Origin of the sequence: Paenibacillus konkukensis (assembly GCF_023523925.1) — a bacterium.
GTDB classification, from domain to species: domain Bacteria; phylum Bacillota; class Bacilli; order Paenibacillales; family NBRC-103111; genus Paenibacillus_S; species Paenibacillus_S doosanensis.
In genome coordinates this window covers 4,179,457-4,195,488 of the sequence record NZ_CP027059.1, presented here as the reverse complement: position 1 = coordinate 4,195,488, position 16,032 = coordinate 4,179,457, and the positions used below count along the sequence as shown (strand labels likewise).

Genomic DNA, 16,032 nt, shown 5'->3' with positions numbered 1-16,032 from the left:
GAGAAGCCGTAATGTTCTCCTTTTTTCCCGGAAATCCGGGGTTGGACAGCGATCGGATGACGCTGGCTTTGACATACGCAGTCGGCGTTTTTCACCACGCTTTTAGTGGTTATAATGATGAGATGGGCACCCGCTTTAAGGCGGGTTGATAACGATAGATAATTCCGGGGCCGGATGTACTCCGTCCGGTTGAACGGGAAGCGAATCCGTCGGCTCTGGGAAACGAAGAAGGATGGTGGCAGGCAAGTGGCAAGAGACAATATTGTCATTAAAGGCGCGAGAGCGCACAATCTGAAAAATGTTGACGTAACGATACCGCGCGATCAGTTCGTCGTGCTGACGGGTCTCAGCGGTTCGGGTAAGTCATCGCTGGCGTTCGATACGATTTATGCGGAAGGGCAGCGCAGATACGTCGAGTCGTTGTCCGCCTACGCCCGGCAGTTTCTGGGACAGATGGATAAGCCGGACGTCGACTCTATCGAAGGCTTGTCGCCGGCCATCTCCATCGACCAGAAGACGACAAGCCGCAACCCGCGTTCCACGGTCGGAACGGTAACGGAAATTTATGATTATTTGCGCTTGCTGTTCGCCCGTATCGGGCGGCCGCATTGCCCCGAGCATAAGATCGAGATTACGTCGCAGACGGTCGAGCAGATGGTGGACCGGATTATGGAATATCCGGAGCGGACCCGCCTGCAAATTTTGGCCCCTATCGTTTCCGGTCGGAAGGGCGAGCATTCCAAGCTGCTTGCGGATATTCAGAAGCAAGGGTTTGTTCGTGTGCGCGTCAACGGGGAAGTGATGGACTTATCCGAGAAGATCGAGCTGGACAAGAACAAGAAGCATAGCATTGAAGTCGTCGTCGACCGTATCGTAGTGAAGGCCGACGTGCAGTCGCGGCTTGCCGATTCTCTCGAAACGGCGTTAAAGCTGGCGAGCGGCCGCGTCATCGTCGATGTGATGGAACAGGAGGAGCTGCTATTCAGCCAAAATTTGGCCTGTCCGGAATGCGGCTTTAGCATAGAAGAGCTGGCGCCCAGAATGTTTTCCTTCAACAGCCCGTTCGGGGCTTGTCCGGAGTGCGACGGGCTCGGCAGCAAAATGATCGTCGATCCGGATCTGCTCGTTCCGAATCCGAAGCAATCGATTGAGGAGGGCGCATTCGAGGCATGGGCGGGCAGTACGTCCAATTATTATCCGCAGTTTCTCGCTGCTGTGTGCGAGCACTACGGGATTCCTCAGAACGTTCCGGTGTCCGAATTGACCTCCGAGCAGATGAAGAAGCTTTTGTACGGGACCGGCGGAGAGAAGGTGCGGTTCCGGTACGAGAACGATATGGGGCATAGGAAAGAAGCCATGGTTGCCTTCGAAGGCATTATTCCTAACCTTGAACGCCGGTATCGCGATACGTTCTCCGAAGGCATTCGCGAGCATATCGAATCGTATATGAGCTCCAAGCCTTGCGGCAAATGCAAAGGCCAACGGTTGAAACCGGAAACGCTGGCCGTAACGATTAATAGTAAAAATATCGCTCATGTGACGTCTCTGTCGATCGGGGACGCCCAGGAATGGGCCGAGACGCTGCAGTTGAACGATAGAGAGATGCAGATTGCGCATTTGATCTTGAAGGAAATCAAATCGCGGCTCGGTTTTCTCGTCAATGTCGGTTTGGATTATTTGACGATGCACCGGGCTGCCGGGACTTTGTCGGGGGGAGAGGCGCAGCGGATTCGCTTGGCCACGCAAATCGGCTCCAGCCTGATGGGAGTCCTCTATATTCTGGACGAGCCGAGCATCGGGCTGCATCAACGGGATAACGACCGCTTGATCAAGACGCTTGAACATATGCGCGATCTCGGCAACACCTTGATCGTTGTCGAGCACGACGAGGACACAATGCTGGCCGCCGACTACATTATCGACATCGGTCCGGGAGCCGGTATTCACGGAGGCAAGGTCGTAGCGCAAGGAACGCCGAAGGAGATTATGGAAGATCCGGAATCGTTAACCGGGCTGTATTTAAGCGGCAAGAGGTTTATTCCGGTAGCCGCCGAGCGACGCAAGCCGAACGGCAAATGGCTGGAAATTAAAGGGGCGAAGGAAAATAATCTGCGCAATGTCAGCGTTAAGATTCCACTCGGCGTGTTCTCTTGCGTGACCGGCGTGTCCGGCTCGGGCAAAAGTACGCTAATTAACGAAATTTTGTATAAAACATTGGCCAAAGAATTGAACGGAGCCAAGGTGCGCCCCGGAGAATACCGCGATTTCGTCGGTCTGGAGCATGTCGATAAGGTTATCGATATCGATCAGTCGCCGATCGGACGGACTCCGCGTTCCAATCCCGCAACATACACGGGAGTGTTCGACGATATAAGGGACGTTTATTCGGCTACGAATGAAGCCAAGGTGCGCGGATACAAGAAGGGCCGCTTCAGCTTCAATGTGAAGGGCGGCCGCTGCGAAGCCTGCCGCGGGGATGGAATTATCAAGATCGAGATGCACTTCCTGCCCGACGTATACGTTCCGTGCGAAGTTTGCAAAGGCAAGCGCTATAACCGGGAGACGCTGGAGGTTCAGTACAAAGGAAAAAATATTTCCGAAGTATTGGATATGACGATTGAGGATGCATGCGAGTTTTTCAAAAACATCCCGCGTATTCACCGCAAGCTTCAAACGCTGCTGGACGTAGGTCTGGGCTATATGAACCTCGGCCAGCCGGCGACGACGCTGTCGGGCGGGGAAGCGCAGCGCGTCAAGCTGGCAGCGGAGCTGTACCGGAGAAGCACTGGCAAGACGATCTATATTCTTGACGAGCCGACGACGGGTCTTCATATCGACGATATTGACCGGCTGTTGAAGGTGCTGCATCGTTTGGTCGAGAACGGCGATAGCGTGCTGGTCATCGAGCATAATCTCGATGTGATTAAAACGGCGGACTATTTGATCGATCTGGGACCCGAAGGCGGAAGCAAAGGCGGCACGATCGTAGCTACCGGTACGCCGGAGGAAGTAGTTAAAGTAGAGGGATCGTATACCGGCCGCTACTTGAAGCCGATTTTGGAACGGGACCGTGCTAGATCCGAAGATTATGCGCAGCGACTGAAGCAGATGGAGAATGCCGTAGTGTAGCGGATGCCGGACTAAACCGAGCTTCATATGAATATACAACAGGGCTGCCTAAGTCGCATCTTAAGCAGTCCTGTTGGGCTCTCTCAACGGACAAGAGCCCGTCTCCACCGGGGTGGAAAGGGGCTCTTGTCCGTTTATCTATATAAGGACGTCACGTCGGTAGACGCTGTTCTCACGAGGCGAGAATGGAGGTCAATTTGTCCTGGAAAGCCGGAATGCCGACACGGTTGACGAATTGATTGAACGTCTCGTCTTCGCTGCGGTTTTCTTTATAATACAAGATCAATTGCGCAAGGACAGGGCCGACATTGTCGCCTTTCACGCGTCCTTTGAGCACTTGGTTAAATTGGGCTCCCGGTCCGAGAATACCGCCCACAGCGATATCAAAGGCATCGACCATGCCTTCCGGCGTTTTTACCAGCGCGCCTTGCAGGCCGATGTCGGCGATATGCTTCTGACCACAGGCATTCGGGCAGCCGATGAAGTGAATCCGTACTTCCTCGTCCAATTCAACGTTGGCATCCAAATATTCGGCTACGAGCACGGCTCTCTGCTTGGTTTCGACCACAGCCAGATTGCAGAACTCGTTGCCGGTACAGGATACGGTACGGCTCATGAAATGGCTCGGATTCGGCGTCAAGCGCTCGAATACTTTCTCCGCCAGCGCAGCTCCCACTTTTTCCGTTGGAACGCCGGATAGAATAATGTTCTGGGATACGGTAGTACGAATCGTTCGGTCGCCGTACTCATCGGCGATGCGGGCAAGCTCGGTCAGCTCGTCCGAATCAAGACGTCCTACAGGAACGCTCAGGCCGATATAATTCAAGCCTTCCTGCTTTTGCGGATGAACCCCGTCGAAATAGGCGGCTTTCCAGCCGGCAATTTTATCTTCGCCGCGGGCAGGCATGTCGCCGATCAGCTCGATCAATTTTTCCTTAAACTTCTCTGGACCCCAGTCGGCGACAAGGAACTTCAGGCGGGCATGATGGCGCTTTTCGCGGTAGCCGTGATCGCGATAAATGGTCGTTACGCCAATCGCTACTTTTAACACGTCCTCTGGCTTTACGAACAAATCCAGCTGTTTAGCCAGATGAGGTTTGGCAGACAGGCCGCCGCCGACCCAGGCGTGGAAGCCGATCACGTCGACGCCGTCGATTACTTTGGTTGCCGGAGTAAAGGCCAAGCACTGAATTTCCGCGTGACCGGAGTTATAAATATTAGAAGAAATGGACATTTTATATTTACGTGGGAGGTTAGAGAAATCACGGTTCATCAAGAAGAAGTCGTTGACCTGATTGACGAGCTCCGTCGTATCCATCAGCTCATCTTTATCGATGCCGGCGAGCGGGTTCCCTACCACAGTGCGCGGGCAGTCGCCGCATGCTTCGTAGGAATACAACCCTACCGCTTCCAGACGTTTAAAGATGTCAGGTAAATGTTCGACACGCAGCCAATGGAATTGAATCGCTTGTCTCGTGGTCACATCGACCAGATTGCGCCCGTAATCTCTGGCAATATCGGCCATTGCGCGAGCTTGATCCGATGTCATGATCCCGGAATTGATGCGAACCCGCATCATAAAGTGGCCATCCTTCGGTTTTTGCTGATACACGCCGGCCCATTTGAAGCGATCCATATCTTCAGGCGTAATCGAGTCATATCCTTCATGAGCGTACTTCTCAATGATGGTACGGATCACGTCGAGGCCGTCTTTCTCCAGCTTTACCAGCTCGAATTTGTTGATCTTGGAAGGGTCGGCGGCCCAAATTGCTTCGTATGCCATGGTTAGTATTGCTCCTCCTTAACGGTAAATCCGATTGATTTAGTATGAAAAAGATCTCCCTAATAGTATCACTTTTCAGATCATACGTAAATTGGAATTGCCCTACAGTAATATAAGGTTTAGTTATAGGTATTGAACAATTTGCTTATGATTGAAGACGATTTTTTTCAAAGCTGTAGAATGGGGAAAAGCAAGGCAAAAAAGGCGAAAAATGTTGACAAACTTGTTACACTTCCTATTTATGGCTTGCACTTCATCACGAGTCAAGATAAGATAGAAATTAAGCATTTTTGTATACTGAAGGAGGTCTCTCGATGTTTTTGGCTGAAGAGGCAGCGCAAGCAGCGAGCAAATTTACCGGTTTTGACCCGTTTGTAATGTTGTTTACCATTGTCATTGCTATCGGCGTATTCCGTCTGTTGGTTTCGCCGAAAAAGAACCCATTTGCCATCGGCTTTAGCACGGTTAGCTTGATCGTGTTCCTGATTATGGATGTCGTAATGGTTATGAACTGGATGGATAAACTGTAACACGAGAACGGGATTGCAATAAGCCGTCTAGCTCATGCCGCAGGGATACATAACAGAACGGAAGCCGCATGTCTAACGGTGAGTGCCAGATAAGGTCATTCGATGCCTTACGAGAATAAGCGGATCTCTAATGTGACAAAAAATGAAGCCCCAGACCGAGTGGTCTGAGGGCTTTTCGCTGTATGCCGACATGATGAGGGTACTATACCCACCACATTTCTCCAAGCGGCTCTTTGATCAGTACTTGCTCCAGGTTTTGGACGGCTTTGGTGAAGCCTTCCTCGACGGACATCAGACCGTCCTCATGCTCGATGCTGACCACATAATCGTAGCCGACCAGACGAAGCGCGCTGATAATATCCGCCCATGTTTTCAGATCGTGGCCAAAGCCGACGGTACGGAACTGCCAAGCGCGGTCCAGCATCGCCGTATAAGACTGCATATCGGTCAAGCCGTGCTTGTTTACATTGATCGGGTCAATCGTCGTATCCTTGGCATGGAAGTGGTGAATTGCACCGGCACGGCCCAAAATTTGCACCGCTTGAACCGGATCGATCCCTTGCCACCACATATGGCTTGGGTCCAGGTTCGCGCCGATCGCTTCTCCCGCGGCTTCACGCAGACGAAGCAGCGTAGCCGGAGTATGAACGGAGAAACCTCCATGCAGCTCCAGACCGATCTTCACGTTGTGGTCAGCTGCGAATTTGCCCGTTTCCGTCCAGTAAGGAATGACCTTGTTAGCCCACTGCCAGTCCAAAATTTCTTGGAAATCAGGCGGCCAAGGAGCGACAGGCCAGTTCGGATATTTGGCATCCTCATGGTCGCCAGGGCAGCCGGAGAAGGTGTTCACGACAGGCACTTCAAGCTTCTCGGCAAGCCGAATCGTCTTGAGGATCAGATCCTGGTGCTCCTGCGAGATCGCCTTTTGCGGATGCAGCGGATTGGCGTGGCAGCTCAAAGCGCTAATCATCAGACCGCGCGATTCGACGGCTTTCTTAAATGCTTTCAATGCTTGGTCGTCGGAAAGAAGCACATCCGGATTGCAATGTGCGTTGCCCGGATAACCGCCGGTGCCGATTTCAACTGCTTCCAAGCCTTTGGATGCAATATAGTCGAGCGCTTCTTCCAAAGGCTTCTGTCCGAATAATACCGTAAAAACTCCTAACTTCATGACGACACCTCCGAAAATATGTAAAATGTACGCGTGTACGCGATACTCCGATTATATCATTGTTTGCCCGCCGCTCCTAGTCCAAGTTGAGGACAGAGGCCGTGCATTTTGATCATAGGAAAAAAATAAACTTCGACAGGTTGTCTCGACAGAGTTCCCATTTCTTTGCACTCGCGATCCATTACAATAATAAGGGCGCCATAATCCATAGAAGAAAAGAGGTGCATAAAGCAGCCAAGTTGCAGCGATGTCGGTCGATCGCAGGATGTATAACTTTTTGAAGAGAGGGCGGATCAAATATGTATAACAAAGATACCCAAATCGTTGAAACGGTTTCCGGCCAATGGCTTCGTTTCCCAAATCACTTTAAAAAGTCCACATGCTTGGTCGAGTTGTCTAACCAAATTTCGCTAAATATCGATATGAAATCAGGCAACGTACACGTCCATAAAAAAGATCAGAACCAAGTGTACCAGCATATCGGCGATGTGTTTATTTCGGCATCGAGCAGCAATCAAATTCAATGCAATATTATGCAGTCTCACAGTTTGGAGCGTTTGGACTCTTTCTTTTCCGGATTTATGCAGCAAGGCAGCGGCGAAACCGCGAAAGCGTTAGAAAAGGAGGAATCGGCTTGAGAATCCGGGTTAATGAAAGGGACATTCCGGTTACTTTCGTCTCAAGCGATCATAAGATGATTCCGCAGCTTATTCATGCATTGAAAGCAACAAATGGGGTTGAGGGACAGATCGATTCTTTTGATTTGACAGCTTTGGAACGGATTGAGGTTATCGGCACGGAGGCCTATTTGTATTCGAAGGAGAATTCAGGAAAGCGCTATCTGGCCCTATATTAAACAAAAAGAGTCTGTCGTTCCCGAAGAGAACGAGGACTCTTTTTTACACAGGCGGCGAAGCTGACTTTAGAAGGGCCAGTTCAGCAGACCGCGGTAAATTTTCAGCACCGTATCGGTACTGCCGCTATAGACGACGACGGAGACGGTTACTATCGCTTGCGTCAGCGCGCAGCGCCCGAGGAAGTAGGCACGGGACACTTTCTTCTTGTTCACCGTCGATTTGCCCAGCAGCGTTTCGATCGCAATGACAATACCGTGATATAGGCCGTAAAAAAAGTAGATCCAGCCGAAGCCGTGCCATAGGCCGATCAAGACCATAATCAGAATCGACAACCCTGCGCCCATCCAGCGTGTCGGAGCTTGGCGCGAGAAGAACATGAAGATATGATCGCGGAACCAGTCGCCGAGCGTCGCATGCCAATTGCGCCAAAATTGCGTAAGGGTGGGCGATTGGAACGGTTTTTTGAAGTTTTCCGGGATCGTATAGCCCATCAGACGGCCAAAGCCGACGGCGATGTCCGAATAACCGGAGAAATCGAAGAACAGCATGATATAGAACCAAATCATCAAAAAGATCGATTGCTGCGTATACAGCTCCTGATCCTGCACGTGATGGAAGATGTCGGTCATCCAGGTTACGATGACGAGCTTCTTGAACAGACCGAGAATAATCCGCTTGATGCCTTCCTCTACCTGGTCTGCGTTCACTCGGTAGGGCTTTTTGGTGTCGGCCATAAAATCGCGGAACTTCAGAATCGGACCGGAGGTGAACGTCGGCACGAACAGGATGTAGTTCATGTAATCCGTGATTTTGGCCTTGGCGTCCTTGCCGAAGAAGTAGGCGAAATAATGCGAGTCGATGACCTTGAGCACGTTATAAATCAACGTCAGCGCGATGACGGCGTCAAACAAAGGATGCTCCGAAGCCTCCATACCTAGCAGCCGGATACCCGATACCGCCGCGACGTTGAGCACGATCAGGGCGATGAAGCCGCCTTTGCGCCACTTCTTCGTGTAGCACAGCCACAGGAAGCAAATATAGTTGATCACCGTATACACGATATAAAAGAGAAAAAGCTTCTTGCTGAACAAGAGCAAGAAACAGAGGTTGAACGCCAGCAGCAAATAGCGCTTGTTATGCGGCCACCAACGGGTGAGAGCCAAAATAATGATCATGCCGATCATGGCCATAACCGCGTTCATGTTCATATAAAACATAGGTTTACTCCTTAGAAGTGTGGTGATTTATTCGCGGTCTGCGGTCGATAGAGGTTTCCGCTCGCTTTTTCACCACGCTTTTAAAGCTTCCCGCAGGAAGCTTGCAGCGTTAAAATCCTTCGTAAATAAAGATGCCTTTGCCGGTAAAATAGATCAGGACCATGATCAGCATCGCCGCATAGACGATCACTTCGATGATTTTGCGAGCGAAAGGAGCCATGCGTCAACCTCCTTCGTAAACACCGGTGCGCCTTCCTGACGGCTTAAGTGAACGAGATCGTGGAAATACTTCTTGTCGAAGCCTTGCAGTAAATCGAGCACAGGGACGTTGTACTTGGCCAGACGGTCGTTAACGGCCTGCTGCAGCGCAGGCATGTACCGCGGCAGCTCGTAAGCCTTGTTCCACGGCATCCAGATCACGCGCACCTGAAGGTTATGCTCTTTGGCGTAGGCCAGCACCCAATCCAGAGCGTCCAGATTCCCCTGAAAATCCTTCAGTGTCATCCAGCCGAAGCGCTGATCGTATTCCGCCCATTTCGTCTTCAGCTGATCGTCGGTTTGTTGGCCGAAATACAGCTCTTTATCGATCCAGCGCGGCTGATACGCCAGCGGATTCGTCTTGCTGAGCTCGACCGTCTCGGGAAAGCGCGTGCAGGCCTGCAGTTTTAAAGCATCCTGTATCAAGAAGCCTTGGTACAGCTGGCAGCCAAGCTCGGCTCCCGAATCCCGGAAATAATCGCGATACGTATACACATAAGGCTGGTACCAGGGCTTGAACCACTGGTAGGTCGGGTCCGTGTCGAGACTGTCGATCATCGTATGGACGTCGATCCCGATGACCAGCTCGCGGTCCACATGGTACAGCTGCCGCTCCAAAATCGGCTTCAGATCGGTCAGCTTGCCGTAGGACAGCCCCATCTCGACGAGCTTGGACTGGGACTGGTCTTCGATATACGCTCCGGTCACCGCCGAATTGCCGAAAAACACGGGGCCGTGATCCACCCAATCGTGGTGATAGAGCGTTTTGGTAAAGTCGTTCTTATAAAAGCGCCGCGACGTCACCATCGGGTCCCATAGACTGAGGAGTACATCCGACAGGACGAAGACGGCGATGAGCAGCAGCACGAAGCTGTTTTTACGCAGAAATGCGATCAGTTTCATAGGGAATCCACATCTTTTTTTAGTGTTAAAGGCCGGTTACAGCGATTTTTGCTGCCAAGCATGATACTGCTCGCGGAAAGCCTCGGGCCAGTCGGCCTCGTTCAGTCCGTATTGAGCGAGGAAAGCGAAAGCCCAGCGTTCGATCCCGAAGCCGACGCAGCCGGTGACGGCGTTGCGCTTGCCCATTTTAATGTTAAAGGCGGTGCCGAACGTATTGCTGTGGAAATTGACCGAGCTGCAGGCGATCGATTTCTTCACATGCGGAATCGACAGACGAAGCTCGTATTTCATTTCTTGATTGCGCTGGAACGACGCTTTGGTTTGGAAATCGTTCGTGAAGAACGGATCGTTGGCGATCTCCATCATACAGTCTACATTCCATTCCACCGCAAGCTCCTTCAAGTACTCGATAGAACGAAGACGGTTCTCCTTAACGAATTCCGGCTTGCCGACGAAAATAATTTCGCGCATGCTGAAATCGAGCAAACGGCCGAAATCGGTATGGTTGCGCGACTCGAAGCGATGGCATTTGGAAATCGCCGTCACGATCATCCCGTCGCCTTCCAGCGTTTCGTTCTGAAGTCCTTCATAGCAGTGGTAGCAGGTCGAAGGGTTCATGGCGAACTTGGGCTTCGGCATGCTCGCGTTAAGGTCAAGCGGGCTATCCTGCTTCCAGCCGCCGGCATCGCGGATCGATTGGGAGAACGACTCGATAATGTCGAGATCTTCGCGCAAGTGCGTCAGAAAATGAATATGCTCGGGAAAAGAAGTGAAATGGTTCGTCTTGTTCAGCGTATCGCAGTGAATGACGGCCGGATACGACTCCTCCTGAATGCCGGAAAAGCGGCCCGCCACCTTCGTCATGAAGGAGTAATCGAGAAACCGCATCAGGCTGGAGAAAGGTTCGCGGAAAATAAACAAGCCGGGCTCCAGCACTTTAATGATTTTGCGCTCGACGAGCTCGGCGATAATGTCGCCTTCATAAGGCGTTTCCACTTTGTGCTCGAACAAGATGTTTTCTTTGAAGCCGAAGTCTCCTTGGGAAAATCGCTCGATCAGACGGCGCACATGCGCTTCTATCGCTGCGTTTCCTTTGACCGACTCATGGGTGATATAAATATGCTTGTCGTCAAGCCGGATGTCGCTGATCTGCTCGTCGATAAACGCGGCGGCGTACTTCAATTGTCCGTGCTGGCTGGAAGCCAATCCTTCCAGGGATACGACGCATTCCATAATTGATTACCTCGCAGTCTTGGTTTGAATGAAATCGGCGATTTCGCGTACCGTATTCAGCGAATACAGCATCAGATCCTGATTCGTGACTTGAATGCCGTACGTTTTCTCCATGTGGGCGATGAGCGCCGTAGCGCCGATCGAATCAATGTAGCCGTAATCGAACAAATGGACGTCTACCGTAAAATCGTCGTCGTCCGCTTCGATCTCGTAGCGGCTGCGGATATGCTCTTCCAGCTCTTGAAGCAGGTCTTGCATGGAAAGTTCCTCCTTGGATATGCAGTATATTAAAAAGCTTGCAGGCTTGCCTTACACTAGCTCGCCGTTCGCCTACTCGCCGCAAGCCGGCCCTTAAGCGAAGGGCGGCAGGGCGTGTAACGCGACAGATTCCCGCGAGCCTGAAGGAACAAGGCATTCGCGGGAATCTTCCGGTTTCGCAGAATGGGCTTAAGTTTCACGGACATCGCTGCCGGGCAGTTCCGTTCGCGAAAGCGTCGCATGAAAAGCATAGCGCGGATCAATCTTTAGGGCTGCGGACCGTGACGGTGACAGCGGCTCCGAAATGGGTTACCGTGTACACCTCGGTGCCGTCCTGATGATCGACTTGCAGCTGATCGCCTTCGATCGCAAGCGGCTGAGAGCTCCGCAATTGAACCTGCTGCATGCCGCCGGCTTGCAGCTCCAGCGTCCATCCGTCGTTCTGTTTATCCAGACGATAAGGCGTATTGGCGCGCAGCATGTGCAGCGAAGCCTCGCCTGTCCCCTCGCCGAAGCGAACCTTAGTTTTGCCCGGAACGCCGAGATACAGCTTATCCCCGCGCAGATCGGAGACGTCGGAGTCGGTGGTCATCGGGCGCTCCGCGTAAGCTTGTCCCCGTTCGATCGAAACGCCGAGCGTCCCTTTGTATTCCGCCGCTTGCGCCGGAACGCCGGTAGTATCGGGCTGAATCCGGATGGACGGGTCGGAATGGATGCCGATCAGCCGTTTCAGATGATCGAATACGACTTCGATCCACGGCCGGGACACCGAAACGCGGGTAGTCAACGTATTCAGGACGGAGCGGGCCATCTGCGGCTCGGTCATAAAGTTGTAGCCGTATTGATTGCGAATCTTATCGAGATATTGAACGAATTCGAGCAGCTCGCCGACCCGCGTAGGGAAATGATATTCGATATGCTCGAAATAATCGATCGGTAAATCCAGGTTAATGTACGACTGGAACAAGTCTTCCGTTGAATACTCGCCGAGCCGCAGCACCGGCGCAGGCGTACTGAGCAATAGCGGCGGATTGGACGGCTCGCTGGAGCCGGCGTCCGTCATCAGGAACGGAAAGCTCCAGTTATACTGAACGCCGAGACGCGGTTCGTTCGGAATGTTCGACGGGCGGAAGCCGAAGTTATACCAGACTTCCGCATTACGTTCATTGTTCAGCGTCTGCGTACGGTCCGGATTGTTGATGCGCCATGTATGCTGGTTCGTCCCCGGCATGTTCCACGGAATGCCTAACGTCTTGAAGGACTTCTGCTGGAGCGCGATTTCTTCCTTCTCCTGCCCGTCGCTTGTGAAGTTATGGACAAACATATGAGGGAACAAATCCAGGTAATGATCCTTGTTATATTGGATAAACGCCTGCAGCTGCTCGGCATACGGGAATTTCGGATCGTCGACCGGGATCGCCATCCCGAATTCCAGCTGGCCGACGAGCAGGTCGTCTTTGCCGTCGTGATTCAAATCGTACCAGAGCGGTACGGAGTTATGTCCTCCGACGAGGGCGTGATTGCCGAGCTGGTTCACGGTGGCGCCTTCCAGCACGCCGGAAGGCTGCCACGTTCCGTCCGCCTGCTGCAAGTAAATGCGCAGGTCGCCCTCGACGTTGCCGACTACCAGGTCGGCCCGACCGTCGCCGTTCATGTCGCGGATCGACGGCGCGGCGAACTTCGCGGGCAGCTTGAACAGCAAGCGCCCGGCTTCGAAGGCGACGGGCTCCCCGGCTGTGCCGGCGCCCGAGCCGGCGCCTGCGGCGCCGCCGCGGCCCGCTGCGCGCTGGCCGCGGTAGAGCGTCACACCGCCATCCGCATCCCCGACCACGAGGTCGGGAACGCCGTCGGCGGTGACGTCGCCCAGAGCCGGAGCCACGGGCGCCGCGGCTCGAATGGGCTTCCCGTCCGCGACGAGCGGGACGGGGCTTGCGAAGACGCCGCCGGCTTGGCCGTAGGCGACGGCGAGCGTGCCGTCGGCCAGGCCGAGGACCAGGTCCGGCCGGCCGTCGGCGTTCAGATCGTACGCGGCCACGCTCGCGTACGCGTCGGTCTTGAGCGGCTGACCGTTAGCCAGCCGCAGCGGCTCGCGCTTACCGAAGGCGTCGGGCGCCGTCAGGCCGGCGGGCAGCTCTTGCCCGCCGTAAGCGTCCGGCTGAGCCCCGCCGCTAAGGTAAGCGGAGATGGTACCGTCGGCCGACCCGACGATCAGGTCGGGCCGCCCGTCGCCGTTCAGATCGGCAAGCGCCGGGTAAGCCCGGAACGGCTTGTCGACCGGGTCTCCAAGCGAACGATAGTCCGGGTACAGCGCGAGCCGGATCGGGTCGCCGTCCGCCATGACGCGGGTGCCGCTCGAATAAAACGAATTCGGCGTCTCTCCGTGAAAAGCCGGCTTATCATTCGTTCCTTCATTCAAGTGAACAACGAGCGATTCCTGCCATCGTCCCCAGTGGAACGACGAGCGGACGAGCGTGAAGGAAGGCACCTGATTGTACTTCTTCAGCAGCTCGGCCCATTGGATGCCCTCGCCGTCGCGGATCGCTTCAATCGCTTCGAAATGATTCTGATGCGACATTGCGGGCCGCCCGTACGGTCCCATCACCTTCTTCACGCTGTAGCCGAGCGTCTCCTTCGAGACGAAGGCGGCGTACTCGCTGCGCATCAGCGCGCCGGCCGCGGCGAACGTGAAGTGATAATAGGGCTCCAGCGGAAGCTGGTTGCGGTCGAAATAAAGCGCTCCGGAGACCGGCTTCTTGGCACCGTTCACCGCCGCGGCAAGCTTATCGAACCCGAGGCTCGGGTCCATACCGCTGCTCATGTCATAGCCGGTTATGTAATACCGGTTCGGCAGCAGGGCGCTGCTGAACAGCACGGTCCCTTTGCCGTAACGGTTCAGGGCATAAATCGCTTGTTCGCCGAGCGTGACCATCGGCTCGGCGGTAGAAGGAATCATGCCTTTTCCCCAGGAAAATTGCTGCAGATCGGCAGCGCCGTCATGGTTGATGTAGTTGTCCATGAACTGGCGGAACAGCTGCTGCATTCCCTGCAGGTTCAGCTCGACTTGGGGATAGGCGAAGGCTTCCCCGGCCGCACCGGCGGTCTTGCCTGAGCTTGCGGCAAGCTGGGCGGGCGGCGTCAAATCGACGAGCCGCTTCGCCCCGATGAAGTCGAGCGGGAAATCCGCGACCATGCTATTTTCAAGGAACAGATGCCCTCCCTGGGAGACGTAGCTTTGCAAGAGCTCGCGCTGCTTGTCCGTTAGCGTCTCATGCAAAGAAGGGTCCAGATAGACGGCTTCGTAGCCTTTCAGCTGACGCAGCGTCAGCTTGTCCAGATTGTGCCGTTCCAATTGCAGATTAGCGACTAGCGATTGTTCCAACTGGCCGTATGCAGCCGTATCGAAGCTGTCGCCGCTGCAGGCGTACAGCATGCGGACGGACAGCTCCTTATCGGAGACGGCCAGCCACGTTGCAAAGATCACGAGAATGCCGATAACGGCACCGGCGATCCGGCCTTTAGTCAATTTCAATAAAATCCCTCGATTATAAGCTTGATTGGACTACTTTGCAATTATAGCATGGATGGCGGGCTTTGTTAACTTTTGTCGGACAAGCTGACATGGGGTGGAACTTGGCAAATCAAGGACCGGAACACACAGGAATATGTTGATACGGCGGCAGGAAAATGAGTATGATTATGGAAAACGGCAATTGAGAGATCGGGGTGTTTCGCGGATGACCAGTCCTTCGGATAACGAAATTACTCCGGAAGAGGTGCGGCGTATAAAGATCCGCTTCTTCAAGGCGCTTCCTTTGTATATGGCAGTCCCTGTCCTGTTGGGGCTGTATTTCTCCTATGCGGCTGGTCCAGGCATCGATTGGAAGGCGTACGGAATCGGAGCCGCCGGTTGGACCGCCGCGCTGATTCTGCGGGGGCCGGTAGCCGCGATAGGGATGAAGCTGCTGCCTCCGGCTCGGGCGCAAGCTCTGGTAGTCGCTTCATCGGGGGTGCTTGAAGAGGGCGTGGGATGGGGGCTGCTCGCGGTAGCCGGAGCCCATATGCCATGGGCGCTATCCATGGGCCAAGGCTGGGCTGCCATCGAGGTCGTGTACGTCATTGTCTCCGGGCAGGCGAAGTTTTCCCTAGATCCAGCCATGATGACGACCACAAGCTCACCATCATCATTTTCTTCTGATACATCATAGCTGAATATGCCAGTGAGATCGCCTGTCTTTTGTTCCCCAATCGAGGGATCATTTCGAATGGCCAGGATCGCATCGAAATAGGCGCGCTTTAGCGGTTTCTCAACGAGTTTTTTAAAATAGCGTTCTGCGGGGCCAAGATAGGTAATGGGAAGCATCTAATCCCCCGTTACATCGCCCAAAAATGCTTCCGTTTCGTCCACGCCATTGAAATTGCGAGCAGCCTCTCCGGATTCGGCAATTAAGTTTTTAACAGCAGCGTGTAGTTCGCTTTTCGGAATTGCCCTCGTTGATATTTGGAACTTCGGTTGGGAAAATGGAACCATCGTACCAGAATTGGGGTTTGAGTTGAGCACAGAATGCGGGCGGGACCGCCGATCGCCGCATCTCTCGCGGACGCCGCTCTTGGCTCCGTCAAGCTTCGAATTTCCTTTGAAAGCCCATGTTTAACCGGCGCGGCTGCGGGATAAGCTGGGCTTAACGGACGTTTC

The 16,032-nt window shown here is 53.7% G+C and carries 12 protein-coding genes; 4 read left to right on the top strand and 8 right to left on the bottom strand.

Translation table 11 applies throughout. The features are described 5' to 3' along the window. Positions 1-246: 246 nt before the first annotated feature. Positions 247-3,129: an excinuclease ABC subunit UvrA gene (gene uvrA, locus SK3146_RS18020; protein WP_249860136.1), complete on the top strand. Its 2,883-nt coding sequence runs from the start codon at positions 247-249 to the stop codon at positions 3,127-3,129. Between the two features lie 172 nt (positions 3,130-3,301). Here uvrA and SK3146_RS18015 read toward each other — a convergent pair whose 3' ends face one another. Further along, positions 3,302-4,912, bottom strand: coding sequence for a nitrite/sulfite reductase (locus SK3146_RS18015; RefSeq protein WP_249860135.1), 1,611 nt, complete (start codon positions 4,910-4,912; stop codon positions 3,302-3,304). A 314-nt stretch (positions 4,913-5,226) separates the two neighbouring features. Here SK3146_RS18015 and SK3146_RS18010 point away from each other — a divergent pair, with 314 nt between their 5' ends. Next, entirely contained in the window at positions 5,227-5,442 is a 216-nt protein-coding gene (locus tag SK3146_RS18010; RefSeq protein ID WP_249860134.1) for a hypothetical protein, read from the top strand. Between the two features lie 202 nt (positions 5,443-5,644). On the opposite strand, the gene SK3146_RS18005 is transcribed toward SK3146_RS18010, so the two are convergent. Further along, positions 5,645-6,613, bottom strand: coding sequence for a sugar phosphate isomerase/epimerase family protein (locus SK3146_RS18005; protein ID WP_249860133.1), 969 nt, complete (start codon positions 6,611-6,613; stop codon positions 5,645-5,647). Between the two features lie 299 nt (positions 6,614-6,912). Here SK3146_RS18005 and SK3146_RS18000 point away from each other — a divergent pair, with 299 nt between their 5' ends. Both SK3146_RS18000 and SK3146_RS17995 read left to right on the top strand, forming a co-directional pair. Next, positions 6,913-7,251: a hypothetical protein gene (locus SK3146_RS18000; protein ID WP_249860132.1), complete on the top strand. Its 339-nt coding sequence runs from the start codon at positions 6,913-6,915 to the stop codon at positions 7,249-7,251. Between the two features lie 56 nt (positions 7,252-7,307). After that, positions 7,308-7,469, top strand: coding sequence for a hypothetical protein (locus SK3146_RS17995; RefSeq protein WP_249860131.1), 162 nt, complete (start codon positions 7,308-7,310; stop codon positions 7,467-7,469). A 66-nt stretch (positions 7,470-7,535) separates the two neighbouring features. Here the strand turns inward: SK3146_RS17995 and SK3146_RS17990 are convergent, their stop codons facing one another. The 6 genes from SK3146_RS17990 to SK3146_RS17965 form a co-directional block, all read right to left on the bottom strand. Next, a complete protein-coding gene (locus tag SK3146_RS17990; RefSeq protein WP_249860130.1) occupies positions 7,536-8,687 on the bottom strand; it encodes an MBOAT family O-acyltransferase in 1,152 nt (383 codons plus the stop codon). 186 nt (positions 8,688-8,873) lie between these two features. Further along, positions 8,874-9,842, bottom strand: a complete 969-nt coding sequence (locus SK3146_RS17985) for an SGNH/GDSL hydrolase family protein (RefSeq protein ID WP_249866347.1) — start codon at positions 9,840-9,842, stop codon at positions 8,874-8,876. Between the two features lie 42 nt (positions 9,843-9,884). Then, positions 9,885-11,081, bottom strand: coding sequence for a hypothetical protein (locus tag SK3146_RS17980; protein WP_249860129.1), 1,197 nt, complete (start codon positions 11,079-11,081; stop codon positions 9,885-9,887). Positions 11,082-11,087: 6 nt separating this feature from the next. Then, on the bottom strand, positions 11,088-11,339 hold the full coding sequence (locus SK3146_RS17975; protein WP_249860128.1) for an acyl carrier protein: 252 nt from the start codon (positions 11,337-11,339) through the stop codon (positions 11,088-11,090). 259 nt (positions 11,340-11,598) lie between these two features. Further along, the gene (locus tag SK3146_RS17970) at positions 11,599-14,868 is read right to left on the bottom strand and encodes an FG-GAP repeat domain-containing protein (RefSeq protein ID WP_249860127.1); all 3,270 of its coding nucleotides are present in this window, start codon (positions 14,866-14,868) and stop codon (positions 11,599-11,601) included. A 324-nt stretch (positions 14,869-15,192) separates the two neighbouring features. Continuing rightward, positions 15,193-15,699 carry a type II toxin-antitoxin system RelE/ParE family toxin gene (locus SK3146_RS17965; protein WP_249860126.1) on the bottom strand — a complete coding sequence of 169 codons (507 nt, stop codon included), beginning with the start codon at positions 15,697-15,699 and terminating at the stop codon, positions 15,193-15,195. Positions 15,700-16,032: the final 333 nt, after the last annotated feature.